The 25954-nt window shown below is 42.1% G+C and carries 23 protein-coding genes and 1 riboswitch; of the genes, 13 read left to right on the forward strand and 10 right to left on the reverse strand.

The genetic code is table 11. The features are described 5' to 3' along the window. Window positions 1-14 precede the first annotated feature (14 nt). Window positions 15-575 (forward strand): GNAT family protein, encoded by a 561-nt coding sequence (locus V7L95_RS12260; protein WP_136944460.1) that lies wholly within the window; start codon window positions 15-17, stop codon window positions 573-575. Between the two features lie 63 nt (window positions 576-638). Beyond that, window positions 639-914, forward strand: coding sequence for a hypothetical protein (locus V7L95_RS12265; protein ID WP_008348576.1), 276 nt, complete (start codon window positions 639-641; stop codon window positions 912-914). 168 nt (window positions 915-1082) lie between these two features. Here the strand turns inward: V7L95_RS12265 and V7L95_RS12270 are convergent, their stop codons facing one another. Further along, window positions 1083-1619, reverse strand: coding sequence for a serine O-acetyltransferase (locus V7L95_RS12270; RefSeq protein WP_008348575.1), 537 nt, complete (start codon window positions 1617-1619; stop codon window positions 1083-1085). Window positions 1620-2005: 386 nt separating this feature from the next. On the opposite strand from V7L95_RS12270, the gene V7L95_RS12275 reads away from it, so the two are divergent. From V7L95_RS12275 to V7L95_RS12300, 6 genes are read left to right on the forward strand one after another with little or no spacing between them, the layout of a single operon-like run. Further along, the gene (locus tag V7L95_RS12275) at window positions 2006-3352 is read left to right on the forward strand and encodes an aspartate aminotransferase family protein (RefSeq protein WP_008348573.1); all 1347 of its coding nucleotides are present in this window, start codon (window positions 2006-2008) and stop codon (window positions 3350-3352) included. Next, entirely contained in the window at window positions 3339-4835 is a 1497-nt protein-coding gene (locus tag V7L95_RS12280; protein WP_146269927.1) for an aspartate aminotransferase family protein, read from the forward strand. Before V7L95_RS12275 ends, V7L95_RS12280 begins: the two co-directional genes overlap by 14 nt. Beyond that, window positions 4832-6613 carry an IucA/IucC family protein gene (locus V7L95_RS12285; protein WP_340966585.1) on the forward strand — a complete coding sequence of 594 codons (1782 nt, stop codon included), beginning with the start codon at window positions 4832-4834 and terminating at the stop codon, window positions 6611-6613. The genes V7L95_RS12280 and V7L95_RS12285 overlap by 4 nt, the downstream gene beginning before the upstream one ends. Continuing rightward, window positions 6610-7164 carry a GNAT family N-acetyltransferase gene (locus V7L95_RS12290; RefSeq protein WP_007499091.1) on the forward strand — a complete coding sequence of 185 codons (555 nt, stop codon included), beginning with the start codon at window positions 6610-6612 and terminating at the stop codon, window positions 7162-7164. The genes V7L95_RS12285 and V7L95_RS12290 overlap by 4 nt, the downstream gene beginning before the upstream one ends. Continuing rightward, the gene (locus V7L95_RS12295) at window positions 7139-8488 is read left to right on the forward strand and encodes a lysine N(6)-hydroxylase/L-ornithine N(5)-oxygenase family protein (RefSeq protein ID WP_076821910.1); all 1350 of its coding nucleotides are present in this window, start codon (window positions 7139-7141) and stop codon (window positions 8486-8488) included. Before V7L95_RS12290 ends, V7L95_RS12295 begins: the two co-directional genes overlap by 26 nt. Before the next feature lie 13 nt (window positions 8489-8501). Then, window positions 8502-10316 carry an IucA/IucC family siderophore biosynthesis protein gene (locus V7L95_RS12300; RefSeq protein WP_076821907.1) on the forward strand — a complete coding sequence of 605 codons (1815 nt, stop codon included), beginning with the start codon at window positions 8502-8504 and terminating at the stop codon, window positions 10314-10316. 45 nt (window positions 10317-10361) lie between these two features. On the opposite strand, the gene V7L95_RS12305 is transcribed toward V7L95_RS12300, so the two are convergent. The 5 genes from V7L95_RS12305 to V7L95_RS12325 form a co-directional block, all read right to left on the reverse strand. Then, window positions 10362-11219 carry a GNAT family N-acetyltransferase gene (locus V7L95_RS12305; protein ID WP_076821905.1) on the reverse strand — a complete coding sequence of 286 codons (858 nt, stop codon included), beginning with the start codon at window positions 11217-11219 and terminating at the stop codon, window positions 10362-10364. Between the two features lie 138 nt (window positions 11220-11357). Beyond that, the gene (locus V7L95_RS12310; RefSeq protein WP_008348558.1) at window positions 11358-12293 is read right to left on the reverse strand and encodes a hypothetical protein; all 936 of its coding nucleotides are present in this window, start codon (window positions 12291-12293) and stop codon (window positions 11358-11360) included. 117 nt (window positions 12294-12410) lie between these two features. Further along, window positions 12411-15839 (reverse strand): methionine synthase, encoded by a 3429-nt coding sequence (gene metH, locus V7L95_RS12315; RefSeq protein WP_340966595.1) that lies wholly within the window; start codon window positions 15837-15839, stop codon window positions 12411-12413. After that, window positions 15823-17664 (reverse strand): bifunctional homocysteine S-methyltransferase/methylenetetrahydrofolate reductase, encoded by a 1842-nt coding sequence (locus V7L95_RS12320; protein ID WP_057079710.1) that lies wholly within the window; start codon window positions 17662-17664, stop codon window positions 15823-15825. Before V7L95_RS12320 ends, metH begins: the two co-directional genes overlap by 17 nt. A gap of 78 nt (window positions 17665-17742) precedes the next feature. Beyond that, window positions 17743-17861: riboswitch (SAM riboswitch) on the reverse strand. Window positions 17862-17942: 81 nt separating this feature from the next. After that, entirely contained in the window at window positions 17943-18434 is a 492-nt protein-coding gene (locus V7L95_RS12325; RefSeq protein WP_340966600.1) for a YajQ family cyclic di-GMP-binding protein, read from the reverse strand. Between the two features lie 226 nt (window positions 18435-18660). Between V7L95_RS12325 and V7L95_RS12330 the strand changes: the two genes are divergently transcribed. The 3 genes from V7L95_RS12330 to V7L95_RS12340 all read left to right on the forward strand — a co-directional run bounded on the left by V7L95_RS12330 (window position 18661) and on the right by V7L95_RS12340 (window position 22290). Further along, the gene (locus V7L95_RS12330) at window positions 18661-19509 is read left to right on the forward strand and encodes a S1 RNA-binding domain-containing protein (RefSeq protein WP_017360190.1); all 849 of its coding nucleotides are present in this window, start codon (window positions 18661-18663) and stop codon (window positions 19507-19509) included. A 157-nt stretch (window positions 19510-19666) separates the two neighbouring features. Further along, on the forward strand, window positions 19667-20644 hold the full coding sequence (locus tag V7L95_RS12335) for a BMP family ABC transporter substrate-binding protein (protein WP_171465169.1): 978 nt from the start codon (window positions 19667-19669) through the stop codon (window positions 20642-20644). After that, window positions 20641-22290, forward strand: a complete 1650-nt coding sequence (locus tag V7L95_RS12340) for a methyl-accepting chemotaxis protein (protein WP_144740720.1) — start codon at window positions 20641-20643, stop codon at window positions 22288-22290. Before V7L95_RS12335 ends, V7L95_RS12340 begins: the two co-directional genes overlap by 4 nt. A 41-nt stretch (window positions 22291-22331) precedes the next feature. On the opposite strand, the gene V7L95_RS12345 is transcribed toward V7L95_RS12340, so the two are convergent. Beyond that, complete coding sequence (locus V7L95_RS12345; RefSeq protein ID WP_008348544.1) at window positions 22332-23189, reverse strand: DegV family protein; 858 nt, start codon at window positions 23187-23189, stop codon at window positions 22332-22334. Between the two features lie 142 nt (window positions 23190-23331). Here V7L95_RS12345 and V7L95_RS12350 point away from each other — a divergent pair, with 142 nt between their 5' ends. Beyond that, entirely contained in the window at window positions 23332-24174 is an 843-nt protein-coding gene (locus tag V7L95_RS12350; RefSeq protein ID WP_007499067.1) for a YitT family protein, read from the forward strand. A 14-nt stretch (window positions 24175-24188) separates the two neighbouring features. Then, the gene (locus V7L95_RS12355; RefSeq protein ID WP_076821895.1) at window positions 24189-24644 is read left to right on the forward strand and encodes a BsuPI-related putative proteinase inhibitor; all 456 of its coding nucleotides are present in this window, start codon (window positions 24189-24191) and stop codon (window positions 24642-24644) included. 40 nt (window positions 24645-24684) lie between these two features. On the opposite strand, the gene V7L95_RS12360 is transcribed toward V7L95_RS12355, so the two are convergent. From V7L95_RS12360 to V7L95_RS12370, 3 genes are all read right to left on the reverse strand, one after another. Next, entirely contained in the window at window positions 24685-24876 is a 192-nt protein-coding gene (locus tag V7L95_RS12360) for a DUF3813 domain-containing protein (RefSeq protein ID WP_008348541.1), read from the reverse strand. Then, a complete protein-coding gene (locus tag V7L95_RS12365) occupies window positions 24873-25025 on the reverse strand; it encodes a hypothetical protein (RefSeq protein ID WP_008348539.1) in 153 nt (50 codons plus the stop codon). The genes V7L95_RS12360 and V7L95_RS12365 overlap by 4 nt, the downstream gene beginning before the upstream one ends. A gap of 88 nt (window positions 25026-25113) precedes the next feature. Beyond that, window positions 25114-25926, reverse strand: coding sequence for a Cof-type HAD-IIB family hydrolase (locus V7L95_RS12370; RefSeq protein ID WP_039167379.1), 813 nt, complete (start codon window positions 25924-25926; stop codon window positions 25114-25116). Window positions 25927-25954 lie beyond the last annotated feature (28 nt).

A 25954-nucleotide genomic window follows, 5' to 3' on the forward strand; every position in this document is an offset into this window, starting at 1 on the left:
AGGAACGTGAACAGATGAAAGGAAAAAAAGAAGAGATTGTGAGCATACGTCCATTAGACGAAACCGATTTAGAAGTGGTATGGCATTTAAGGTTTAAAGCACCAGACCAGGCCTATCGAAAGTGGAATGCACCGTATTTTATTGAACATGACATATCGCTTGCTGCATTTAAAAAACGCTATTTACAGGATGAATCTGTCCTGCCAAAACTATTTGGCATTGATGTAGGAGGTGAATTAAAGGGCACAGTTTCTTATTATTGGGAGAATGAACGCACACGCTGGCTGGAGTGTGGGATTCTTATTTATGACTCACGTTTTTGGAATGGGGGCGTTGGTACAAAGGCATTGCGTCTATGGATCGATGAACTCTTTTCACACATTGATATCCCACGCATCGGCCTGACCACCTGGTCTGGAAATGAACGCATGATGCGTTGCGCAGAGAAATGCGGGTTTATCCTTGAGGGAAGACTGCGTAAGGTACGTTACTATCAAGGGGAGTATTATGATTCGATGCGGTATGGGATGCTGAGAGAAGAATGGCAAAGCCTTCCGAATCATTCATTTGAATAGTTGTTTTTAAGATTAGGAAAAAAGTATAGTAAGATTCAATAAATTGAAAAAGAAGGGTGGCGGATGAATGTGAAATGGATTACAGGTTGGTTTGTATCCATATTAGTCGCAATCTACCTATTCGTTGATGCACCAAAACACGGGAAAAATAAATGGTTATGGGCCATCTTAGGTCTTTTACTCGGGCTCTTCACACTTGGAATATATCTCATTCAAACAGGAAGAAAAGGGTTGGGCTGGACAGTACTGATTGTGTCCATTCTCATCTATGCGATTGCCATCCTCGTCTTTGTCTTGTACTTTCTCATGCTAGTCTTCGGGTACTCCAACGCAAATTAGAGAGTACGGCTGTGGCGATTTGTTTCACTTCAAGTTGCTACCGATTGATGGTTTGATTGCGCCAAAGCATCTTAGGATAAATGGTGATGGGGCTCGGGCAGGATGATCCTCATGTTTATCCATCTTATTTTATCTCATGTGGCTCACTGCTTTGGTCAAGTAAGTCCTTCATAAAGAAGGGCTTTTTTCTTTTATTTTTTGAGCAGGGACACCTGCAATGACAATCCGCTCTTCATGAAAGGAGCGATTCACTACTGCATTTGCTCCGATGGAAATATGATTCGCAATATAAATATTTCCAAACAGTTTAGCGCCAGGGCCGATCCATACATGATCTCCAATGACGGGCACATCTTTTTCATGATGGTTTTGACCGATATTCACGCCTTGATGAATATCACAAAACGATCCGATTTTGGCGTGCTTGTTCACAATCAACAGCCCAGTATGGTTGATTCTGAGCCCAGGTCCAAATACACCAATTGGGATATCAAAGCCAAGCTGCATGCCTTTCTTTTTATGTAAGTAACGATAAAACCATTTGCGTAACGTAGCACCGCTATTCGTATAGTACTCATATTTTCGTAAATATCTTTGATATTTCCAAATATCATCCCCAAGCCACTTTGGTCTTTTTCGATTGATGGCAAGTGCTTTCTGATCTTGTGCCAAGTAGTGGTGAAGGTCATGCTTCGTTAAAATCATCAGATCTCCCTCGATTCCCTTTCGTTTCAGAGAAATTATACCATCATAACCATTTATATCAAGATAAAATAACGTTCATTTTTTGTTTTACTACATTCATTTCATTCGGCCGTCCCGTATCAAACAAGGGAGCTACAACGCATAGAGCAAAAGAACCAGGAGAATTGATTTGTAATTTTTTTCAACATTTTTCATACTCAAACGTTACATCGCCTTATGGCTGTAGATGTTTGTAAAAAATACACGAAATTACTCGTTAAAAAGAGAATATAGCATTCATATGCTTTTAGAATCATCTTTTTGAATACAATTGACTTTCGTATCTTACATCCTCTAGGCTAGTAAATGAAAATGATAATCTTTATCAATTGGAGGAGTGTTTTATTATGTCCATCAAAACCGTTTCTAAAAATCAGCAATTTTTAGAGCAGCAAAGTCAAAGAGAATCTAATGCAAGGTCTTACCCGAGACGGTTCCCATTAGCCATGCAAAAAGCCGAAGGTATGATCGTGACAGATGCAGATGGTAGAGAATTTTATGACTGCCTAGCAGGTGCAGGAACACTTGCCCTTGGTCACAATCACCCGGTTGTTATAGATGCTATTGAACGTATGCTTCATGAAAAAAGACCGTTGCATACGCTGGACATCACTTCAGAGATTAAAGAAGAATTTGTGAATGAGATTTTTTCTCACTTGCCAGAGGAGTTTGCAAAAAGAGCGAAAATTCAATTTTGCGGACCAACTGGTGGTGATGCTATAGAAGCAGCAATTAAATTAGTCAAGACAGCGACGGGAAATCGTTCCATTCTATCATTCCACGGAGCATATCATGGTGCTACGCATGGCACGATGTCATTAAGCGGCAACTTATCGCCAAAGGAAAAAGTACAAGGATTAATGCCAGATGTTCACTTCCTGCCTTATCCATATGAATACCGCTGCCCATTTGGAATTGGCGGTAAAGATTCACATCGCATTTCCAGCTCTTATATTGAGCGTGTATTAAATGACCCTGAGAGTGGAATTCTCCCGCCAGCAGGCATGATCTTTGAAGCGGTGCAAGGGGAGGGCGGCTCCATCCCGGCATCAATTGAATGGATACAAGAAATGAGACGAATCACAAAAGAAAAAGGAATTCCACTTATTATTGACGAGGTTCAATCAGGCATCGGCCGAACTGGTAAGATGTTTGCCTTTGAACATGCTGGTATTGTGCCAGATGTCATTGTGTTATCAAAAGCAATTGGGGGAAGCCTTCCGCTATCAGTTGTGATTTATGACAAAGACTTAGATCAATGGAATCCAGGTGCACACATTGGCACGTTTAGAGGAAATCAAATGGCGATGGCAGCTGGAACTGCTACGCTTAAATTTATAAAAGAAACCAATCTGCTTGATCATGTAGAAGCGCTTGGTCAGCGTATGCAGGCCAATCTAAAAGACATTCAAAAACAAGTGCCTGCTCTCGGTGATGTGCGAGGAAGAGGATTAATGATTGGTGTTGAAGTTGTGAATCCAGATGAGAAACAGGATGTGGACGGCAGTTATCCAGCAAATCCAGAGCTAGCCAGTCTCATTCAAAAGAATTGTTTTGATAAAGGCTTAATTGTGGAGACAGGAGGCCGTTTTGGAAGTGTGATTCGATTCTTACCGCCTTTGATCATGACAGAAGAACAGCTTGAAAAAGTCATCACGATTTTTAAAGAGGCAGTTTACGATGCAGTCAACTAAACCATCTGTCGATTCATTATTTATTCAACAAAGCCAGCTTGGGAGGGAGTCCTTCCAAGCGGCTCTCTACACATCCATCGACAGTTTACTGGCAGAGTGGCAAACAAGCAGAGGACCGTATAGCGGGATATTGCCTGGGAAATTAGCGACTCATGTCGAATCGTTATTCCAGATTCAACCGGCTGGTGAATCCATTGAGTCTGTTTTTCAAGATATAAAAAATCACCTTTTACCGCATTTGGTTGATGTGTCACATCCTAAATGCCTGGCACATTTGCATTGCCCACCTCTTATCCCTGCTCTGGCAGCAGAGGTGATCGTAAGTTCCTTTAACCAATCAATGGATTCCTTTGATCAAAGCGGCATTGCATCTTTGGTTGAGGAGGAAATCCTCAAGTGGTTATGTGAAAAGTTTTCTTATGGAGAACGAGCAGATGGGACCTTTACGAGCGGTGGAACCCAATCTAACTACATGGGACTGCTTTTAGCAAGAGATGCATTTTGCGAAAACACTTGGCAATGGAATGTACAGCAGAAAGGGTTGCCGAGCGAGGCAAACCGTATGCGGATTCTTTGCTCCAAGAATGCCCACTTCACTGTGAAAAAATCAGCATCTCAGCTAGGTTTAGGTGAACAGGCTGTTGTGTTAGTTGAGACAGACGAACATCATCGAATGGACCTGCATGATTTGCAGAAGAAGCTTATGGAGCTTAAGGAGCAGGATTTGCTTCCATTTGCAGTCGTGGCGACTTGCGGGACAACTGATTTTGGCAGTATTGATCCTGTACGTGACATATATGACATGGTGAAGCCTTTCGGTTTGTGGATTCATGCAGATGCTGCCTATGGAGGAGCGCTTGTATTAAGCAAAACCTTCCGAGGAAAATTAGATGGCATCGAGCTTGCTGATTCGATCACGATCGACTTTCACAAGCAATTTTATCAGCCGATCTCCTGCGGGGCATTTCTACTAAAGGATAAAAGACATTTTGGTTTGATTGATTACCATGCAGATTATCTCAATCCAAAGGAAGATGAACTGGAAGGCATTCTGCATCTCGTGAATAAATCTGTTCAGACGACGCGCCGGTTTGATGCGCTAAAACTCCTTCTCTCTCTGCGTATGATTGGAGAAGAAGGATTTGCAAGTATCATTGACCATACCATCCATTTTGCGAAAGATGTGGCTACGTTGATTGAGAAAAATGAGCATCTTGAGGTGATCAATCCTGATCCAGAAATCAATGCAGTCGTGTTCCGTTTTATGGATGATCATCAAGCAGATGACATTAATAAAATCATTCATCGCACACTTTTCCAAACAGGAACGGCTGTCGTAGCAAAAACAGTAGCCGATGGTCAAACATGCTTAAAATTCACTTTGTTAAATCCGAGAACGACTATTACACATATTGAGGAAATCCTTTCTGACATTGTTGATATCGGGATCGCTCATATTCAATCCGGGAGGGTACTACGTTGAGTCAATATAAACAAATGGCTGAAAATGCAACGATGCAAAGCTTTTTAAACTGTTTTTTACGTGAAACAGGAGTTGATCGATCTGCAAAGAAAGAGACAAAAGCAGACGGCTCACTTGTATTTGTAGCAGCATTAGCAAAACAAGATCTTGAGCTTGTCATTCCGATTCGATATTTTTCGCCTGTAGGCCGTCATCTCTTTGATTTTCCCGTTCGCTTTCGCCCGCAAGGCAGTGAGCAACAGGGAACGATCGTCGATTACACCACACTTGTTGCTTTATGTTCAAAGGAACTTCTCATTGAATACGGCCGCACAGATGCAGAGGATGAGTTCATGCTTCGCATCATTTTAAGCTGCCGGAATATTGAACGATTCATCAGAGAGAGAGAAAGTGATCGAGCAGCTCTTTCTTCAGCTGATTTTGAATATATCGAAGCGGAGCAGTCACTCCTTCTTGGGCATTTAACGCATCCTACACCAAAAAGCAGACAAGGAATGACAGAAGAGGAGGAAGCTATTTATTCTCCTGAGCTGAAAGGCTCTTTCCAGCTTCATTACTTTAAAGCACATCCGTCAATTGTGCTTCAGGATTCTTCAATTTCACAGTCTGCGGCAAGCCTCATGTTTGAGGAGCTTATGCGCCAGATGCCAGAAGAAAAAGAGAGACTGACGACGTTAACAGAAGGCGGTGAATATGTCCTGATTCCGATTCATCCGCTGCAAGTCCAAGTGGTGATGGAGAAAGCGTTCGTCAAGCGTTATATAGAGGACGGAAAGCTGGCGTATTTAGGGCCGCTAGGGTCTGAATACACAGCGACATCTTCCTTTAGAACGGTCTATCAAAAAGACTCTGCGTACATGCTCAAATTCTCTGTCCCTGTAAAGATCACAAACTCTTTACGCGTTAACAAACAAAAGGAACTTGATCGCGGAGTTGAGATGTCTCGTATCTTAAAAACAGAATTAGGCGTTTCTTTATATGACAAATTTTCTGGATTCCGTGTGATTGAAGATCCTGCGTATCTATCTATTCAAGGGGATGAGGCGGAATCTGGCTTTGAAGTCGTCATTCGTCAAAATCCATTTTTGCATCATGAAAAAGGGGCAAGCTTAATTGCAGGGCTATGTCAGGATCATGCATACGGAGAAAAATCACGCCTTTCAGGCATTATTCATGAATTAGCAGACGCTGAAGGCAGATCAACAGAAGATGTCAGCCGTGATTGGTTCACACAATATTTATCGATTTCGTTAGAGCCGATGCTTTGGCTGTTTGAAACGTATGGTCTTGCCCTTGAAGCCCATCAGCAAAATGCTGTCGTACAGCTAAAGAATGGATATCCGCACACATTCTATTATCGTGACAATCAAGGCTACTATTATAGCGAATCGAAAAAGGATCAGCTTGCGAAGCTTGTTCAAAACTTAAGCGTCAGAAGTGAAACTATTTGTGCAGACGATGTAGCGGTTGAGAGACTGCGTTACTATTTCTTCTTTAATCATTTGTTTGGTCTTGTGAATGGTTTTGGTACAGAGGGGCTTGCACAAGAAGAAGATTTATTAGCCCTGATTAGAGACACACTGATTGCGCATGAAGAGACATATGGTGCATCTGAGCTGACGAACAGTCTTCTCCGGTCACAGGAGCTGCCTTCAAAAGCGAACTTACTCACGCGGTTTGAAGATATGGATGAGCTGACGGGTTCTTTAGAAACGCAATCCAGGTACACGTCTGTGTTGAATCCGCTCTTTTTACATAAGGAGGCGCTGATTGGATGAGGCATCGAATTGGGTTCATTCGCGCTGAATATGAACGGGACGTCCAGCTTGTCCACAAGTGGATGCAAGAAGAGTATGTCCACCCATTTTGGCATTTGAATATTCCATTTCCTGCTTTTGAAAAGCACTTTTATCAGGCCATTCATGATCCGCATCAAACCCTTTATTTAGGAACCATTGATGGAACGCCGATGAGCTATTTTGAAGCATACAATGTGAAAGGGGATATCATTGAATCGTACTATGAGCCTTCTCCGCATGATCAAGGCATTCACCTGTTAATTGGAGAGCCAGATTATGTAGGGAAAGGATTTGCGGCTCCGCTGCTTCAAGCCATGACAGCATTTCAGTTTGAGCAGAACAAACGAACAGAAAAAATCGTGGCTGAGCCAGATATTCGGAACGAAAAAATGATTCATGTCTTTGAAAAGTGTGGATTCGAACGTGTGAAACCAGTTACTTTACCAGATAAAACAGGTCTTTTGATGTTTTGTCATCGAGATCGATTTGAAAGGAAGTATAACCATGACGCGGTTCAACAAGCAAAATAATGTAGTGGATGTCATTGGGATTGGCATTGGACCATTTAACCTAGGGCTTGCTGCATTATCTGAAGAAGTAGATGAAATTGACGCTTTGTTTTTTGAAAGAAGTGAAGCGTTCCACTGGCATCCAGGTATGCTCATTGAAGGGACAACACTTCAGGTCCCCTTTTTAGCGGATCTTGTCAGTATGGCGGATGTGAAAAGCAAATATAGCTTTCTCAACTATTTGCAGGAACAAAACCGTTTGTATTCATTTTACTTTCTAGAAGACTTCCATATCCCGCGCAAGGAATATAGCCATTATTGCCGCTGGGTCGCGGATCAATTAGATTCTTGCCGATTTGGCATGAATGTCGAATCTGTCTCTATCGTTGAAAAAGCTGGAGAAAAACGATATGAAGTGCATGTCCGTCATGTGAAAGATCAAACGGTAGAGGTGTTTGAAAGTAAGCATCTTGTTTTAGGTATCGGTACACAGCCTGCGGTACCAGCATCTCTTCAGCCAGCTTTAGGGGATCGGGTGTTTCATTCTGCTGATTACTTGAAACGAAAGAAAGAAGGCTGTTTTAAAGGAAAATTCGTGACGGTCATCGGTTCTGGTCAAAGTGCGGCAGAAGTATTCTATGACATTTTATCAGACGATGAGGCGAAGGATATTCATTGGTTTACACGCTCTAAAGGGTTTTTCCCAATGGAATATTCAAATTTGGGTCTTGAGTATTTCTCTCCAGACTATATTGATTTCTTTTATGAGCTTCCGCAGCCTAAAAAAGATGCGCTATTAAAGCAGCAAGATTTGCTGTATAAAGGCATCAGCTCAGCGATGATCCGAGATATTTATCACTTGCTTTATGAACGTTCTGCTTGCGGAGAGCAGCTGAACACCGTGCTGCAGGCGATGACGGAGGTCAATTTGATTGAGGAAACGAGGGACGGCTTATCGCTTTCATGCAATCAATGGGTCAAAGAGGAATCCTTTACGCATGAGACAGACATTGTCGTTTTGGCAACGGGCTATCAATCTGTATTACCGCCATTTATTGATCCGATTTCCCATCATATTCAGTGGGATCATCAAGGACGCTTCCAGGTTGAACGTGAATATCGATTGAAAACAAATACATTAGGTGAAAATGATATTTTTGTACAAAATGCAGAGCTTCATACACATGGAGTAGGCGCACCAGATTTAGGGCTAGGGGCGTACCGAAACAGTGTCATTATCAATGAACTGGCTCGTCGACCTGTGTATCCACTTTATCAAAAGCATGTTTTCCAGACATTCGGTACACATAAACACGCAAATACATTTGAAGAAATCAAAGGGTAAGGAGGATGAACCGATGAGTGTACAAGATGAATTGAAAAAAGCGGTCAATCCTGCTGCTTGGAAAAAAGCAAACCAGCGAATGGTGGCAAAAATGCTGTCCGAATATATGTATGAGGATATGCTTCATCCCGTTCAACTAAATCATCAGGATGGCATCGCCCAATATGAATTAATCATTCACGAACAGAAGAAATATCGTTATCTCGCAAAACCTCGTTTGTTTGATAGTTTTGATACGATTGCGGAATCGATCGAGTGCTGTCAAGACGGAACATGGACAAAGGACGTTAGTGCCATTGTGTTTTTACTAGACATTCAGCCAATCATCCCAATGTCTTCTGAAACAACTGGCCATCTGATCAAAGAGCTTCACCATACCTTGTTAGCTGATGTACATTTGCTGTCGAAAAAAGCACTTCGTGCAGATGAGCTAACAGATACAGATTACGCATGGATTGAAGGCGAGATGACTGGTCATCCGTGGATCGTCTATAACAAAGGGCGTATTGGATTCAGCTACGATGATTACTTAGTCTATGCACCTGAAAGGCAGGAATGTGTGCAGCTGTCTTGGATTGCTGTTCACCGAGAGCTTGCGACTTTCCATGCGGTCGATCATGAGAACTATGAGCACATCATTGCCAAAGAATTAGACGAAGTGACGATCCGTCAATTCCAACGTGTGTTAAAGGATGAAGGGCTGAATGCTGCTGATTATTATATGATGCCTGTTCATAAATGGCAGTGGACGCATATGATCATCCAGCATTTCCCTGAAGATTTAGCCATGCGCCGTATCGTGTATTTAGGAGAAGGGCTGGATCAATATATTCCACAGCAATCGATCAGAACCTTTACAAACATCTCAAATAAAGGCAAGCATCATATTAAACTGCCAATGAGTATTTTAAATACGCTAGTGTACCGGGGGCTCCCATCAGAACGTACGGTGATTGCGCCACGTATTACAGCGCATATTAAAGGAATCGCCGATCAAGACGCCTTTTTATCCGATGTATGCCGCGTGATTTTACCAGGTGAGAATGCGAGTATCAATGTTGATCATCCTTATTACAGCAAGCTACCTGGTGCGCCATATCAATACCTTGAAATGCTTGGGGTCATTTTTAGAGAAAGCATTTATACGTATTTAGATGAAGGGGAGAGCCCTGTTACGCTGGCGGCACTGACTTATGAGGATCATGAAGGCGAGCCTTATCTGAAGCAGCTCATTGAAAAATCGGGTCTGTCAGCAAAAGAATGGATGGCGTCATTCTTCCATGTTGTCATGCCGCCGCTTCTGCACTTTATGTATCAATATGGCACGGTGTTTTCACCGCACGGACAAAATACAATTCTTGTATTAAAAGATCATAAGCCGCATCGTTTGGCGATCAAAGATTTTGTTGATGATGTGAACATTAGTGATCAACCGCTGCCTGAATTGGCTTCATTAGAAGAAGATCTAAAGGAAGTGCTGCGTAGTGAGCCGCCTGAGGGTCTTGTACAATTTATTTTTACGGGTCTGTTTATTTGCAATCTTCGTTACGTGTCAAATGTGTTAGACAATCACAATCTGTTAGATGAAACGACGCTTTGGCGCTTGCTTGCAGAAGAAATTCAGCAGTATCAAAAGCAATTTCCACAGCTAAAAGATCGTTTTGCTTTATTTGATCTATTCCAGCCTCAGCTGACAAAGCTTTGCTTAAACCGTAATCGCATGATTGATTACGGCTATGGAGACGGAGATGACCGGCCGCATGCATCAGAGCATGGCAAGGTCACAAATGCACTCGCTCAAGTTCTCTCATCCGTAGGCGAAAAATAAAAAAGAAAAGCTGTAGACAACATCTGTCTACAGCTTTTTGATTTTTTATGAAAATGCTTGTGAGGCCAGGAAATAGAGAAGCGCCGAATCGTTCTGCTTTTCGTTCCCGCGAATCATCATAAAATGTGCGACGTTTGTTTTCGTAAATCCTGCTTCTACAAGTGATGTATGCAGGCGTTCAGCTGTTTCTTCCTGCATATCTAAACGAAAGGCGCCAGAATAAGACGTGAGAAGTGATTGAATGAGTGATAGCGCCGTTTGTTCATCGTTTGCTGCAAGCGGGCCAATCATCAGATTAGCTGGTGTTTCCACACCAAACGCGAAGCCGGTGATTTCGTGGTGTTCATCCTTTGCGATCAGTTTAAATGCTGCTCGCTCCATTCGCTTTATTAAGAAGTTTGATCGATTGGTCCCTGCGCCTTTTTCATCCAGCCTTTCAATAGACGGGAGGTGCGTTTCATCAGCGGGAAAAAGGTGAATCTGATGTGACGGGTGAAGCGCACTAGGATTTGTTTTTTGTGCTTTGTATGTATGAATATAACCGGCTGTCTGAAAGCCGATTTTTTCATAAACTGGCTGTCCTTGTACAGTAGCCGTTAAAACGACAGGGACACTTGGATCACTATGACGAAGCAGTGTGTCAATCATTTGACGGGCAAGACCGAGGCCTCGATGTGTCTCAGATACAATGACCGCTCCAATTGATGCCACACTGTCATACTGAAAAAGTCCAGCGCATGAAATGACTTGTCCGTCAGTTGTTGTAAAACCGGTAAAGTGTCCATTTGTTAAAAGAGATGTGAGCTCTTCCGCATTGTAATCAGGCCAATCGACCTCTTTTGACAATGCGACAAGATCTGGTATGTCATCAAGGGTTAAAGATCGTTGAATAACGTTTGGCAATACACGCAACTCCTTCTTAGCTGATTTCTCTCTATGTATCGTACCATAAGAACGCATAAGAAAAAGGAAAAGGGGATACCTTTTCCTTCACCGTGTAGACAAACTCCGTTTTGGTGCTCCCTTTTCCTTTTGTATAGTTTAATAATTGAGGTCACGATTGTATTCATATTCAAAGGTGAGCTGTAAGTTCTTAATTGAGACAACGCCTACTTTGATTAACCGTCCACCGATTAATTGAGGAACCTCAGTTGCATTAAAAGAAACAAAAAAGCGGTCTTTTGCCGGCACTTGACTTGTTTTGTAAGAAGAGATGTCAACTTTTTGACCGTTCCAAGGTACGTTCACTGTTCCGCCTTTTAAGGAAGAGACTGTGAATACATAATTATATGCATTTGTACTACCTTTTTCAGCTTCTAATGACAGGCCAGTGACAACGGCATCCTGCGGCAAGCTGCTTAAATCAAAAGAAGAATTGGGAGATCCGGCTTCATTGAAACTATTCAATGTGGCAGGTGATCCATATCGTTTGGTTGTGCCTTTTTCAATACTTTTATCAAAGACAATACGATACATGTTGTCCTCTTCATTTAATAATTGCTTTGGTTTGACGGCTAAATAGTAGTCAGTACTGGCGGCAATTTTCGGCATATGGATGATTTCATTTTGGTTGTTTGTCCGCACAGAGGAAGACACGAGTGACCCGCTCTGATTGTAAAGATAAAGATCGAAATCATTTCCAGCTTTCACATTGACGAGTTTGATAGAAAAGCGGCCATCTGCTCCATCAAATTTAGAGCTGGTGAACCGGTAAAAATCAATGTCATTCATAGAAGAGATACTGCCTTCGTGATATAAATAGGTCTTGTTTAGATGAAGAGAGTGCTGTAAGAATTGAGCTTTGTCCATCGTATCATTGTTTGCATAATCACTGTCTGGATACAGATGCTCCAATTCTTCTGTATAATATTTGGTTTGTTTCGTAGACGTTTCACTTGCTTGAGCAGGTGATTGGAAAAGAGGGCTAGCGATAAAGAGGCCTGTAAGCAATAAAACCCCGATCTTCTTTTTGAACATGACAAACATCTCCTTTTAAGTAAATGACTTTCATTTATAATATCGGTAAATAAACTTAATTTTTCATATTTATTCCATTTTTATTTATAAAAAGAACCTCCAATTCAGGAGGTTTTTTTAGTGAACGTTAAAATATCGAGCTTCAGGATGAGAAACGACAATGGCTGAAACGGATGCTTCAGGCTCCATCATAAACCCTTCTGTGAGATGAATCCCGATTTTTTCTGGCTGCAGCAGGTGGAATAGTTTTTCTTGGTCTTCTAGATTAGGGCACGCTGGATAACCAAAGGAATAGCGCTGACCTTGATATTTGGCTTGGAATCGTTTCTCCATCGTGAAATCGACTGGGTCTGGGAATCCCCATTTATCACGAATTACTTGGTGCGTTCGTTCAGCCAATCCTTCTGCAAGCTCAAGTGCTAAAGCTTGGACAGCATGCATTTTCAAATAGTCACCCTCTTGTTTAAATTGCTGCGCAACTTCTCGTATGCGGGCACCAGCCGTCACTGCAAATAAGGCGATATAATCTTTCTCGTTCTCTCCGGTTTTCCGCACATAATCAGAAATAGACCGGTACGGAAGTTTTTCCTGTCTTGGAAATTGGAATGTCTCAATGACGCGGTCAGGCGCTTCTGGATCATAGATATGCAGGTCATTCCGATTTGAATTGGCAGGGAAGAATTGATAGACGAATGCAGGTGCAAACCAGTTTTTCTCTCTGCCTTCTTGAAGAAGATCTGTGATCAGCTGTTTTAACTCCAATGCTTTTGGATGCTGTTCAGCCAAGAGCTTTTTGACCTTTCCTTTTAAACCGAGGTGATGGCCGATCAGCATTTGCTCATTGACATAGGGCATTATGTGGTGCAAATCAATATCCCGTACATAATGGCGTTTCGTATTTTCTGGCGTGAATATCGCTGCCTCCGGAAGTGTCGCGCGTTTTTCTAGTAATTCAATCACAGCTTTTGGCTGCGTTGTTTCTTTTTCCTTATGGAGCGTTTCTTGATCCTCTAAGGGTTTTGTTTGAAATTGAAGAGGGTTCGTTCTTAATTCATTCGCTAAAGACAGACCGTCCATTGCATCTTTGGCGTAAAGGACGGGGCCATCATATTGAGGCGAAATTTTCATCTTCGTAAACTTCCGTGAAAGCGCCGCGCCGCCCACCAAAATGGGAACAGAGATGTTTGCTTTTTGTAAATCTTGAGCGGTCAAGACCATTTGCTGTGCTGATTTGACAAGTAAACCTGATAGTCCAATCATATCTGGCTTTTCTTTTTGCACCGCTTCAATCAATGTTTGTGGGGTTACTTTGATTCCGAGATCGACGACGTGAAAGCCATTATTGCTCAAAATGATGTCGACCAGGTTTTTCCCTATATCATGGACATCGCCTTTGACGGTGGCGAGGAGAATCTTCCCTTTGCCGCTTGCGTCCTTTTTCTCCATAAATTGCTCAAGGTATGAAACAGATGCTTTCATGACCTCAGCGGATTGGAGGACTTCAGCTACAATCAATTCGTTTTGATTAAAAAGGCGCCCAACCTCCGACATTCCCTGCATTAATGGTCCATTGATGACATGAAGAGGTGATTCAAATTTCTCCAAAGCAAGGGCAAGGTCATCAATCAGTCCTTCTTTCGTCCCTTCGACGACATAGAGTGCCAGCCTTTCATCAAGTGATAAGGAGATCTTTGGTTTCTTCTCTGTTTTCTTTTTCCCGCGATAAAATTGGGTGAACTCAGCAAGGGTTTGATCATTTGTTTCATAAAGTAAAGTTTCAGCCAGCTTGATTTCTTCCTTTGGAATTGAAGCAAAGCGTTCAAGCTTTTCAGTATTCACGATCGCATAATCAAGTCCTGCTTTGACGCAGTGATACAAATAAACGGCATTCAATATTTCTCTGCCGACTGGTGGGAGTCCGAAAGACACGTTACTAATGCCTAAAATGGTGAGACATTCAGGCAGTGCTTCTTTGATTCGCTCAATGCCTTTAATCGTCTCTTCAGCAGCACCAATATACTGTTCGTCTCCAGTACCTACTGGAAAGACAAGCGGGTCAAAAATGATATCACTCGCAGGGATTCCATATTTTTTCGTGAGCAGGTCATGGGATCTTACGGCAATTTCAAGTTTTCGATCTGCTGTGACGGCCATCCCTGTTTCATCGATTGTTCCAACAACAAGTGCGCCGCCATATAGCTTGACAAGCGGAAGAATCTCTTCAAAGCGCTCTTCTCCATCCTCTAAATTAATAGAATTGATAATGGCTTTTCCTTGAGAATACATGAGTGCTTTTTCGATGACATGTTTATCGGTTGAATCAATGACAAAAGGAGCTTTCACTTTTTTCATGGCTTCTTTTAAAAAGCCTTCCATGTCTGCTATCTCATCACGATCAGGGTCTGCTAGACACACATCAATGACGTGAGCGCCATTTTTCACTTGAGCACGAGCAATTTCTGCTGCCTCTTCAAACTTTTGTTCTGCGATGAGCCGTTTGAATTTGCGTGAACCAATGACATTTGTGCGCTCGCCAACAAAGAGGGGGCGCATCGCTTCTTCATAAATGAGGGGCTCGATGCCTGATACGGTATGCGGTGATGACTCATGCGACATGCTGCGGGGCTGAAGCGGACGTACTTCATCTGATAATGCCTGAATATGTGCAGGCGTTGTACCGCAGCAGCCGCCGACGATATTTAACCAGCCTTCTTTTGCAAAAGCGGCGATTTTTTTAGCAAGCGAAGCAGGGGATTCATGATATTGTCCTTCTTCATCAGGGAGACCAGCGTTTGGATAGCAGCTGACAGCCGACTTTGAGATGGAGGAGAGTGTACGGATATGGTCTGTCATAAATTCTGGACCAGTTGCACAGTTTAGTCCGACGCTGATTGGTTTCATATGCTCAAGTGAGATATAAAAGGCTTCAATATCTTGACCGGCAAGGGTGGTGCCCATTGGTTCGATCGTCCCTGACACCATCAGTGGTAGCTCAATACCGGTTGCGTGAAAGGCTTCTTGAATGCCTTTAAATCCAGCTTTGACATTCAGCATGTCTTGACTCGTTTCTAAAAGAAGAGCATCACATTTCCCATCGATCAGGGCGCGGGCTTGTTCTTCATAATTTGCAACGAGCTCTTCAAACGTTGTGCCGCCTGTCACGGATAATGTTTTTGTAGTGGGCCCCATTGCGCCTACTACAAAGCGGGGCCAGTCTGGCGTCGACAAACGGTCTGCTTCACGCTTTGCCAGCTGAGCTGCTTTTACGTTCAATTCATAGGCGAGATGGCCAAGTCCATATTCATCGAGAACGAGCTTCGTCGCACCGAATGTATTTGTTTCAATGAGGTCAGCACTTGCCTCTAGGTATTGCCGGTGAATCGTGGAGATAATGTGAGGGGCTGTGACGTTTAAATATTCGTTACAGCCCTCATACTCTTCTCCACCGAAATCCTCTGCTGTGAGATCGGCGTTTTGAATCATTGTGCCCATTGCACCGTCAAGGACGAGGATGCGTTTTTTGAGCTGTTCAGTGATAGTTGGCATGGATGTTTGGCTCCTTTTCTTTCTGATGGATGTAAGTTGTCAGTTCTGCTGTTAAATCTGATCGAAGGAAAGGGGTAATTAAATAGATACCATTAAACAATTCGCAAGCTGTATCTAATAAAGAGCGGGCAATCGCTAACCCTTCTGTCCGCTGCTTTTCTTTATCTTCGCCTGCCTTGGCCATAATCTCACGAATCGAGTCAGACAATTTAATGCCGGGAATTTCATGATGAATAAACTCTGCGTTTCGGCTGCTTGTTAGCGGCATAATACCGATGTAAATCGGTTTATCCAAATGTCTGCTTTCTTCATGAATCTTCACAAGCTGTTCCTCAGAGTATACAGGTTGTGAAATAAAATAATCGGCACCGTATTCGATTTTCTTTTCGAGGCGTTTGACCGCTTTATCAATATGACGGACATTTGGATTAAACGCGCCAGCCACTGAAAAATTAGTCTTTTTCCCGAGCGGCTTCCCGGAGAAAGATAGTCCCTCGTTAAATTGTTTGATCAGACGGATCAAATCAAAGGAGGTTAAATCATACACAGATGTCGCACCTGGGAAGTCTCCAATTTTAGACGGATCGCCTGTGATGGCTAAAATATCGGTTAGTCCAAGTGTGTCCAGCCCCATTAAGTGGGATTGGAGTCCAATCAAATTGCGATCACGACATGTGATATGGACAAGTGAACGCATATCAAGCTGCTGTTTTAATAAAGCGCCGCATGCCACATTGCTAATACGCGGGGTAGCTAGAGAGTTATCGGCCAGCGTGAGGGCATCAATGCCTGCACTTTTTAATTCGTTCGCTGCGACGAGGAATTTTTCAAAGTTCAGCTTCTTCGGCGGATCCAGCTCGACGATAATTGAACGTTTTTTCACAGCCAGCTCGTCAAGACCTGGTTCTGTCCGTTGATCTTGGATGGAAATGATTTCTTCTTTTAATACTTTCACTTCTTTTTCGGTAATAGGTGCTAAATCTTTGACCGCCTCAGCCATAGCACTAATATGCTGAGGGGTTGTTCCGCAGCAGCCTCCAATGATTCGTGCGCCCTGATTTCTAAACTCAATTGCACTTTTTCGGAAATAATCATTATCTGTATCATAGACGAGTCTGCCTTCTTCAAGGGAGGGGAGACTGCTGTTTGGATAGACAGATAAATGAGAATTTTCCAAAAGTGGAACACCTTCAAGTGCCTGAATCATATGATAAGGGCCTAATCGGCAGTTAATGCCGACGACATCAGCGCCAAGTGAGGATAATTCAGATAAACCGTCTTTTAGCGGTGTACCGTCCTGCAATACACCTTGCTCATGCATGGAGACGTTCATGACAATCGGAAGCGCTGTTTCTTTGCGAGCAATCTCAAGAACGGCTTTTGCTTCTTCAATATCGTAGTATGTTTCAAGCAGTAATCCATCAGGCTCTTCATTTAAAAGGATATAGAGCTGTTCTCTAAAGCTCCGTTTAATCTCGTCTAAAGAGTAGGCATTTTTGTTAAATGTTCGAATGCCGCCGATCGTTCCGAGGACATAAGCTGAGCCAGCGGCTGCTTTGGCAATTTGTACAGCTTTTGTGTTAATGCGTTTTGTTTCTTCCTCTAAGCCGTAGCGGGATAGTTTAATATAATTCGCACCGTATGTGTTCGTTTGAATAATGTCCGCTCCAGCTTGCACATATGCCTCGTGCACTCTTTTGACTTCATCTTCTTTTGATAAATTTAATTCTTCAAAGCAGCGGTCAATGCCATAAGAGTATAAAAGTGTTCCCATTGCTCCATCAGCAATCAGTACGCGATTTTGTAAGTCTTGTAATAGGCCCATTGGTTTCCTCCTTATTTCTATGTAACAAAAAAAGCCTTCTGATAAGAAGAAGACTTTTTGGCTGTATTGAAATTCTTCTTCTTATCTTCCAAGCAGTTGCTTGCTGGATTTAGCACCTTGGTCATAGAAAATAGATTTCTACTACACCGGTTGCTGAGGCTTCACAGGGCCAGTCCCTCTGCCTCTCTTGATAAGAAAGCGATATGAACATGTCAATGAATTGAACTTCCATCAACTGTATCGAAAAAATCGGAAATAATCAATGGAAAATTTGAAATTTATCGAAAATTTATAAATTGGACGTCAATCGGTAAATCTGCCTTGCGCATGAGCGCAATCACTTCTTGTAAATCATCTTTATTTTTTCCTGTCACACGCACTTGGTCATCTTGAAATTGCGACTTTACTTTTATACCAGACTGTTTGATCAAGGCATTGATCTTTTTGGCATTGTCCTTATCAACCCCGCTAATCAGCTTTGCACGCTGGCGAACGGTTCCACCTAGGGCATGTTCTGTTTTTCCGTAGTCAATGTTTTTAGTCGGTACGTTTCGTTTAATCAGTTTTGTCACAAGGACATCCTTTAGCTGCTCCAGCTTGAAGTCATCATCAGAAATGAGAACGAGTTCTTCTTTTTCTAGTGAAATATCACTTTTACTTCCTTTAAAATCATAACGGTTTTTAATTTCTTTCAGTGCTGCTTGAATAGCGTTTTGCACCTCTGGCAGCTCCACCTTCGATACAATATCAAATGAACTTTCTTTTGCCATCACATATGACCTCCAACTATAGATATTGCGTCTATTTTATCATGCCAATAGGGGAAGAAGAAACTTTATCGAAGAGAGTTCAGATGTATGCGGTATAATTCAAGTACAGTTTGTCCACTTTAGCTAACAGAACTAGAGATGTTCATGATGACAGAAGTATAGTAGAATAAAGTGAATCAAAAGATGAACGAACGCTCTTTTAAGGGCAGATAGGAAGGAAGAGAACATGAGACCAGGTGAGCAACTGACCTTGCAAATAGATAACGAGATGGAATACGGCTACTTTTTAACAGATGGCGAAGATTCTGTCCTCCTACATCGCAGTGAGATGACAGAGGATATTGGAGATCGTGATGAAGTAGAGGTCTACTTATATGTAGATCATGAGGAAAGACTGGCAGCGACGATGAAAATTCCTAAAATCAATGCACATACATACGACTGGGTAGAAGTCGTAGACGTTGTAGAAGATATGGGTGCTTTTGTCGATATAGGTTTGTCAAAGGATGCACTTGTTGCAACTGAACACCTCCCGCCTTTTGAGGAAGCGTGGCCGAAAAAAGGCGACAAACTATACTGTATGCTCAAAGTGACAAGTTACGGGAGAATGTTCGCAAAACCAGCCACTGAAGATGTGATCAGTGAATTATTTACTGAAGCGCCAGAAACGTTAATGAACAAAGAAATTACTGGAACAATCTATCGCTTAATTGCGACAGGTTCTTTTATGCTGACAGATACAGGCGTGCGTGGATTTATCCACCGCACGGAACGAAAGGAAGAGCCTAGACTAGGATCGACCGTGACAGGACGCGTCATTGCAGTGAAAGAGGACGGAACTGTAAACGTTTCTCTGCTTCCTAGAAAACAGGATGCATTATCTGTCGATGCAGAAGAAATCTTAACTTACATGAGAACGAGAAACGGTGCAATGCCTTACGGGGATAAAAGTGATCCAGAAGATATCCGGGAAAGATTTCAAATGAGCAAAGCAGCCTTCAAACGAGCATTAGGTCATCTGATGAAAAATGATCTTGTTTACCAAAAAGAAGGGTGGACATACGAGAAAAAGTGAGCATTTGCTCACTTTTTTTATTTTTGTCATAAATAATGGTTTTTTTCAGTGAAAAAAGTCATGAAAAAAGCTGAAAATCCTTCACTTTATCATTGAAACAATGACTCTCAAATCCGATAAATAAGGGGTAAGGATGATAAAAGGAGTGTGTTTTTGGATGAAAGTGAAGATTTCATTACTTCTGATGGCAGCTATGATCATGGTACTCGCCTCATGCAGCAATCAGCAGGGAGGACCCCCGGTATCAAATACGAAGCATATTGGTGTCATGCTGACGGATGATGGTCTTGGTGATCAATCATTTAACGATTCATCATTTAAAGGATTAGAAAAAGCACGTGATGAGCTTGGCATTGAATTCGATTATAGAGAAATTGCAGAAACCGATACATATGAAAAAGGGCTGACCGAGCTTGTGAAAGATGGAAATGACCTGATCATCGGTGTAGGTTTCAGTATGCAAGAAGACTTAGAAAAGGTAGCGAAAAAATATCCGAAAAAGCAATTTTTACTCATTGATGCTGTGTCTGAACTGAAAAATGTCACATCAGTGACTTTTAAAGAAGAGCAGGGCAGCTATTTAGCGGGAGCTCTTGCTGCCATGACAACAAAAAGTGATGTTATTGGTTTTGTGGGCGGAGTCGATGCAGAGGTGATCCACCGATTTGAACAAGGCTATCAAAAAGGCGCAAAATCAGTGAATCCGAAAATCAAGGTCGTATCCACGTATGCTGGCACATTTAGTGATGCAGGCAAAGGCAGTAAAATAGCGAAAGACATGATCAAAAAGAAAGCAGATGTTTTATATGCCGCAGCCGGTTATACGGGTGTTGGTGTATTAAAAGAAGCGCAAACGCAAGGCAAATATGCAATCGGCGTGGACAGCGATCAGTATTATACAGCTGAAAAAGCCGTTATTTCGTCTATGGTCAAAAAAGTCGATGAAGTCGTCTATCAATTCAGCGAACAGCTCGTCAAAAGCAGCAAAATCAAAAGCGGGCATATCGTTTATGACTTAAGTAATGACGGAATCGATATGGCAAGAATCCGGGTGCTCAAAGATGCTGAGAAATTGACCAAAAAATTAAATGGACTGAAGCAGACACTTCTGAAAGAAGAGGGGGCAGCATCATGAGCTTACGCATCAAAATTTTGCTCAACTCACTCATTTCACTTCTTTTAGCGGTGGGCGTAATTGCCTTTATTATTGTGAGCATGACAAAGATTCAGTCATCAAGCGAAACAGAAGTTCAAACCTTACTGAACGTACAAAAAACGAAGGCCAGCTTTGAAAGTGTCGAACAAGCCATGACCAATTTTTCCATGACCCTTTCAGATGAACAGCTAGAGGTCGTTCAAACCGATATATCGACAGCGAAAAAACAGCTGCAAATGTTAAACAAAAACGCAGGAAATATGAACAAAGAAGCCCTAACACGGTTAAATTCAAAGTTTGACACATGGACGCAAGAAGCAAACAATGTCATTGGTGAAAAAAATGCCTCTGATGCCAGACGAGTAGCTGCCAGAATTGACGGTGTTTTAAACGACGTGCATACGATGAATAAAAGAGCACAAGAAGCGTATGAATACCATTTAGATGAGGCGGCAGACAATGTGCAAAGGATCATCACAAGCGCATCTGTCGCAGCCCTCACGCTGATTGTCATCGCCGTCTTTTTAAATATTGGTTTAACGAGATCCATTGTGACACCAATCAAATCCCTTTCTTACCGGGCAAAACAGATTGCCGAAGGAAACCTCGCTGTGGAGCGGATGAACATCAAGCGGAAAGATGAAATCGGTGGCTTAAATGAGTCGTTCAATCAAATGACGGATCAGCTGATTAGCTTGATTCAAGAAATCAGTCATGTCTCAAGTCAAGTGGAATCGTTCTCGATTCAGCTAGATGATGAAAACAAAAAGCTTATGGAATCGGCCAATCAAGTGTCTGTATCGACAGACGAAATGGCGAATGGTTCACAAGCGATTTCAGAAGACCTTCAGCATGGCGTTAGTTTGATTGAGAAAATGGATTCACATGGCCGTAAGAATTCCGAAAGATCACATACAGTCATCCGTAGTACAGAGGATGCCATTGAAGCGGTGGAAAGCGGAAAGCACACGTTAACAGAAACAAAAGCAGCCATTGAAAAAAATACACGTGCGACGAGACAAATTGAAGAGTCTGCAGGAGAATTCACTCAGTACGCAAGCGGAATCTCCGCAATGGCCAAAACGGTTTCTGATATTGCGGACCAGACAAACCTCCTCTCGCTCAATGCGGCGATTGAAGCGGCAAGAGCAGGAGAAGCTGGCAAAGGGTTTGCCGTCGTAGCGGACGAAATTCGTAAGCTGGCAGATGAATCGTCTCGTGCAACAAGACAAATTTTTGACATGGTGAGTCATATTGAAAAAGGCATTCAATCCATTAGCCAAACTGTACAAGAAGGGGTCAAGCTATCACTTCAGCAGCAAGATGCAATGGACAAAACCTCACACTCCTTTGAAGATATAGAAACAAAAGCACAACATATTAAGCAAGAAATGGCGGTCTTAAATGACCAAATTATTCAATCAACAGAGCTTGGCGGACAAGTGCTGCACTCGATTGAAAATATTAGTGCCGTTGTAGAAGAAACGGCAGCGGGCAGCGAAGAAATTTCTGCCTCGGCAAACGAACAACTGCAATCTTTCCATCAAATGAACAAACAAGTAGAAGAACTGATGAGTATGACGGCAAGGTTAAACGAAACCGTTCACCGATTTAAGCTGTCATAAGAAAAGCACCCTTCCCGTGATGATTCAGGGAAGGGTGCTTTTTATGATGGGCTGCCTGTAAAGAAAATGGCAAGTGTGCTAGGGCCTGAGTGGGACCCGACAGCTGCGCCGATGACCTGGATGTCGATTTCTTTTGGATGAAATTCGGCTTCGATTAATTGTCTCATTTCTTCTGCAAGTGCAGGGTCATCTCCATGACTAATGCCAACAGTTTGGCTGGACCAGTCAGATCCGCGTTCTTTCATTAGCTCGATAATGCGTTTCAACAATTTTTTCCGGCCACGAATTTTTTCAAGGGGTATCAGTTTTCCATCCTCAACGTGTAAAATGGGTTTAATACTTAACAATCCGCCAACAAATGCGGACGCTTTACTGATTCTTCCGCCTCTTGCTAAATACGATAAATCGTCTACAGTAAAAATATGTTGTAAAGATTCACAAAAATGCTTTACAGACGTTTCAATTTCTTGTATTGTATTTCCGTCAATGGCAAGTGATTGAGCGTGTTTGACAGCTAGTCCATAACCAAGTGAAGCACATTTAGAATCAATGATTCGTAAGTCGAAATCAGGGTATTCTTCCTTCACTTCGTTTGCCATCATCACAGCGGTTTGGTATGTACCTGAAAGCTCTGATGAAAAGGCAACATAAATAGCCGATGTATGGGTTTGTGCTGCAGAAACAAAGGCTTCCTTTATCCGGTTCGGTGAAGCTTGTGATGTTTTTGGACTTGCACCTTGTCTCATCGCATCAAATACTTGTTTTGGTTCAATGGTAATCAAATCCTCAAATTCCTGCTCGCCGAGTAACACACGCAGCGGAATGAGTGTCATGTTTTGTTCATCATAATAAGAAAGAGGCAGATCAGCAGCACTGTCTGCTATGATATGAACGGTCATCAAAATCCCTTCTTTCTAAAAAAAATCAACCATATTTTACATCTTTTTAGCCTAACTATATCATAGAAAATCATCTTTTCGTGTTCAAATTCTAAATTTTAGGGAAAACCATAGAGAGAATGGTAAGTGGAGGAATGACAACATGTTCATTGGAGAAGCAAAAAAATTCATCGTCGTCGTCATTGGTGCCTTACTCAATGCGATTGGACTGAATTTATTTTTAATCCCTGCTGACGTATATGCAAGTGGTTTTACAGGGGTTGCCCAGCTGTTATCTAGTTTAATCGATCAATATGCACCGTTTTATTTATCAACAGGGATCCTATTATTTATTTTAAACATTCCGGTCGGCATTTTAGGCTGGATGAAGGTTGGTCGTTCCTTTACTTTGTATAGCATTATTAGTGTGGCACTGACAACGATTTTCCTCGGCATTTTACCAGAGACAAGTGTTTCTGAAGATATTTTATTAAATGCTGTATTTGGCGGAGTCATTTCTGCACTTGGCATTGGGATTACACTGAAATATGGGGCATCTACAGGCGGCCTTGACATTATTGCGATGATTTTAGCGAAATGGAAAGACAAACCAGTTGGCACGTATTTCTTCATTTTAAACGGAATTATCATTTTTACAGCAGGATTGTTACAAGGTTGGGAGAAAGCTTTATATACCCTTGTCACATTATATGTGACGACTAGGGTAATTGATGCCATCCATACGAGACATGAAAAGCTGACCGCCATGATTGTGACAAAGAAAGCAGATGAAATCAAAGAAGCCATTTATGGAAAAATGGTCAGAGGGATTACGACTGTTCCGGCCAAAGGGGCATTTACCAATGAACAAAAAGAAATGATGGTCATTGTCATTACAAGGTATGAGCTGTATGAACTTGAACAAATTATAAAGGAAGTCGATCCAAAAGCCTTTACAAATATTGTTCAAACAACCAATATTCTTGGATTTTTCAGACGAGATTAAAAGGTGGGTAGAAGATGAAAAAAGGGTTAGTGCTTTTTCTCGTTCTATTGGTTTTAACAGCTTGTGGGCAACAAAAAAAGGATGAACCAGACAAGGAGGTATCCGGTCAAATGGGAGAAAAAACCGTTGTACTCACAGTAGACCCCGTCCAAAAAGGTTCTTCGGTTCAATTTAATATGTCACTAAAAAATGAATCAGATCGAGATATTGAATTCACGTTTAACACAAGCCAGAAATTCGAATTGAGTGTGTACGATGAAGATGGAAATGAAAAATACCGTTACTCGAAAGACCGTATGTTCACACAAGCCATCCAATCCTTTGTGCTGAAAGCAGATGAAACATATGACTTCCAAGATACGTGGTCAAACGGTGTGGAGCCGGGAACGTATGAAGCGGTCGTCACATTTAAAGGAAAAGCAGAAGGGCTAAAGCAAATCACTGAGAAGAAAACGTTCCAAGTGAAATAAGCATAAGAAAAGCTGTCCACAAAGCGGACAGCTTTTTTCGTTAAAGATCATCAAGCAGGTCTTGGAACGTATGCAGCTGGTTTCTTTCTGCATCTGTCGAATTAGCAAATGCAGATGATACGGCGTTTTTAGCTCGCTGAACTGCTTGTTGACGCTCTAAACCAGATGGAAATGAAGAAGTAAGGGCTTCTTCAGTAAATGATTTGGCTTGATCAAAAAGTTCGTTTCTCACAATGAACCTCCAGAAGCATCAGTCTTCATATTTCCCCTGTCCTCCGCAGCTTCTTCAAGTGTGGAACGATACGGAAAACGTGCGTCATGCAGACTGACTGAATCTTTACCTTGTTGTATAAAGCGTTTCGATTTGCTTCTTTTACCCATTCGGAATCCGCCCCTTTACACAAGCTGACAGGACAACCTGTCTAACGGTAGTATGCCCGCTTCGACCTGCTATGTATGAATGGAAAAATTAAAGCGAGAAGTAATTCGTTAGGAATTTTGCAATCCCATCTTGTTCATTCGTATCTGTCACTTCATTAGAGACACGTTTCACTGCATCAATCCCGTTGCCCATTGCAACCCCGCATCCAGCAAATTCAAGCATCTCTAAATCATTGTCTTCATCTCCGAATGCCACAATCCGCTCCTGAGGCACACCGTAATAATCACTGATCTTTTGCAGTCCAACGGCTTTGTTCATGCCTGTTTTAATGATTTCAATGACGTGCCACGGAGCAGCCCAGCGTCTGTGGTCAATCACTTCTGCATGAACATCTGTCAAATAGCTCCGGATCGCTCCGACGTCTTCTTCTTTTGCGTGAATTAAGACGCTTGTGACATTCTCTCCAAGATTGTCCCGAAGGTCTCCAACGGTCACTTTGTTTGCATTCATATTAAATATATCAATGAGCTTTTCATCATGATAATGGAAATACAAATCGTCTAGCACTTCAGCTAACACATTGTGCACTTTATATTCCTCACTAATATCCACAAGCTGTTTTACGACTTGAAGATCAAGTGATGTGTGAAATCTGCCCCATTTTTCATCAAGAGGATGATGGACAAACGCTCCATTAAAGTTCACAATCGGAGAATCGAGCTGCAATTGCTGATAATAAGGAGAGCTGGAACGAAATGGCCGGCCAGTTGAAATACAGACATGATGCCCGCTGTCTTTCACTTTTTGAATGACATCAAGTGTGTGTGCTGAAATCGTTTTATCGTCTTTTAATAACGTGCCATCCAGGTCAAGTGCGATTAGATAAGGTTTAGTCTCCATAAAATCTCCTTTGATCTGTAAGTAATAG

The organism is Bacillus sp. PPSBB_11 (genome assembly GCF_038023285.1).
In the GTDB taxonomy this organism is placed as follows: domain Bacteria; phylum Bacillota; class Bacilli; order Bacillales; family Bacillaceae; genus Bacillus; species Bacillus altitudinis.

Excerpts from the sequence above, each read along its gene's own strand:
- V7L95_RS12325 (WP_340966600.1), bottom strand. The coding sequence starts at position 18,434 with ATGGCAAAAGAAAGTTCATTTGATATTGTATCGAAGGTGGAGCTGCCA.
- V7L95_RS12300 (WP_076821907.1), top strand. The coding sequence starts at position 8,502 with ATGAGTGTACAAGATGAATTGAAAAAAGCGGTCAATCCTGCTGCTTGG.
- V7L95_RS12265 (WP_008348576.1), top strand. The coding sequence starts at position 639 with ATGAATGTGAAATGGATTACAGGTTGGTTTGTATCCATATTAGTCGCA.
- V7L95_RS12295 (WP_076821910.1), top strand. The coding sequence starts at position 7,139 with ATGACGCGGTTCAACAAGCAAAATAATGTAGTGGATGTCATTGGGATT.
- V7L95_RS12320 (WP_057079710.1), bottom strand. The coding sequence starts at position 17,664 with ATGGGCCTATTACAAGACTTACAAAATCGCGTACTGATTGCTGATGGA.
- V7L95_RS12330 (WP_017360190.1), top strand. The coding sequence starts at position 18,661 with ATGAGACCAGGTGAGCAACTGACCTTGCAAATAGATAACGAGATGGAA.
- V7L95_RS12310 (WP_008348558.1), bottom strand. The coding sequence starts at position 12,293 with ATGTTCAAAAAGAAGATCGGGGTTTTATTGCTTACAGGCCTCTTTATC.
- V7L95_RS12365 (WP_008348539.1), bottom strand. The coding sequence starts at position 25,025 with ATGGGTAAAAGAAGCAAATCGAAACGCTTTATACAACAAGGTAAAGAT.
- V7L95_RS12335 (WP_171465169.1), top strand. The coding sequence starts at position 19,667 with ATGAAAGTGAAGATTTCATTACTTCTGATGGCAGCTATGATCATGGTA.
- V7L95_RS12290 (WP_007499091.1), top strand. The coding sequence starts at position 6,610 with ATGAGGCATCGAATTGGGTTCATTCGCGCTGAATATGAACGGGACGTC.
- V7L95_RS12355 (WP_076821895.1), top strand. The coding sequence starts at position 24,189 with ATGAAAAAAGGGTTAGTGCTTTTTCTCGTTCTATTGGTTTTAACAGCT.
- V7L95_RS12270 (WP_008348575.1), bottom strand. The coding sequence starts at position 1,619 with ATGATTTTAACGAAGCATGACCTTCACCACTACTTGGCACAAGATCAG.
- V7L95_RS12370 (WP_039167379.1), bottom strand. The coding sequence starts at position 25,926 with ATGGAGACTAAACCTTATCTAATCGCACTTGACCTGGATGGCACGTTA.
- V7L95_RS12275 (WP_008348573.1), top strand. The coding sequence starts at position 2,006 with ATGTCCATCAAAACCGTTTCTAAAAATCAGCAATTTTTAGAGCAGCAA.
- V7L95_RS12260 (WP_136944460.1), top strand. The coding sequence starts at position 15 with ATGAAAGGAAAAAAAGAAGAGATTGTGAGCATACGTCCATTAGACGAA.
- V7L95_RS12345 (WP_008348544.1), bottom strand. The coding sequence starts at position 23,189 with ATGACCGTTCATATCATAGCAGACAGTGCTGCTGATCTGCCTCTTTCT.
- V7L95_RS12280 (WP_146269927.1), top strand. The coding sequence starts at position 3,339 with ATGCAGTCAACTAAACCATCTGTCGATTCATTATTTATTCAACAAAGC.
- metH (WP_340966595.1), bottom strand. The coding sequence starts at position 15,839 with ATGCCAACTATCACTGAACAGCTCAAAAAACGCATCCTCGTCCTTGAC.
- V7L95_RS12340 (WP_144740720.1), top strand. The coding sequence starts at position 20,641 with ATGAGCTTACGCATCAAAATTTTGCTCAACTCACTCATTTCACTTCTT.
- V7L95_RS12350 (WP_007499067.1), top strand. The coding sequence starts at position 23,332 with ATGTTCATTGGAGAAGCAAAAAAATTCATCGTCGTCGTCATTGGTGCC.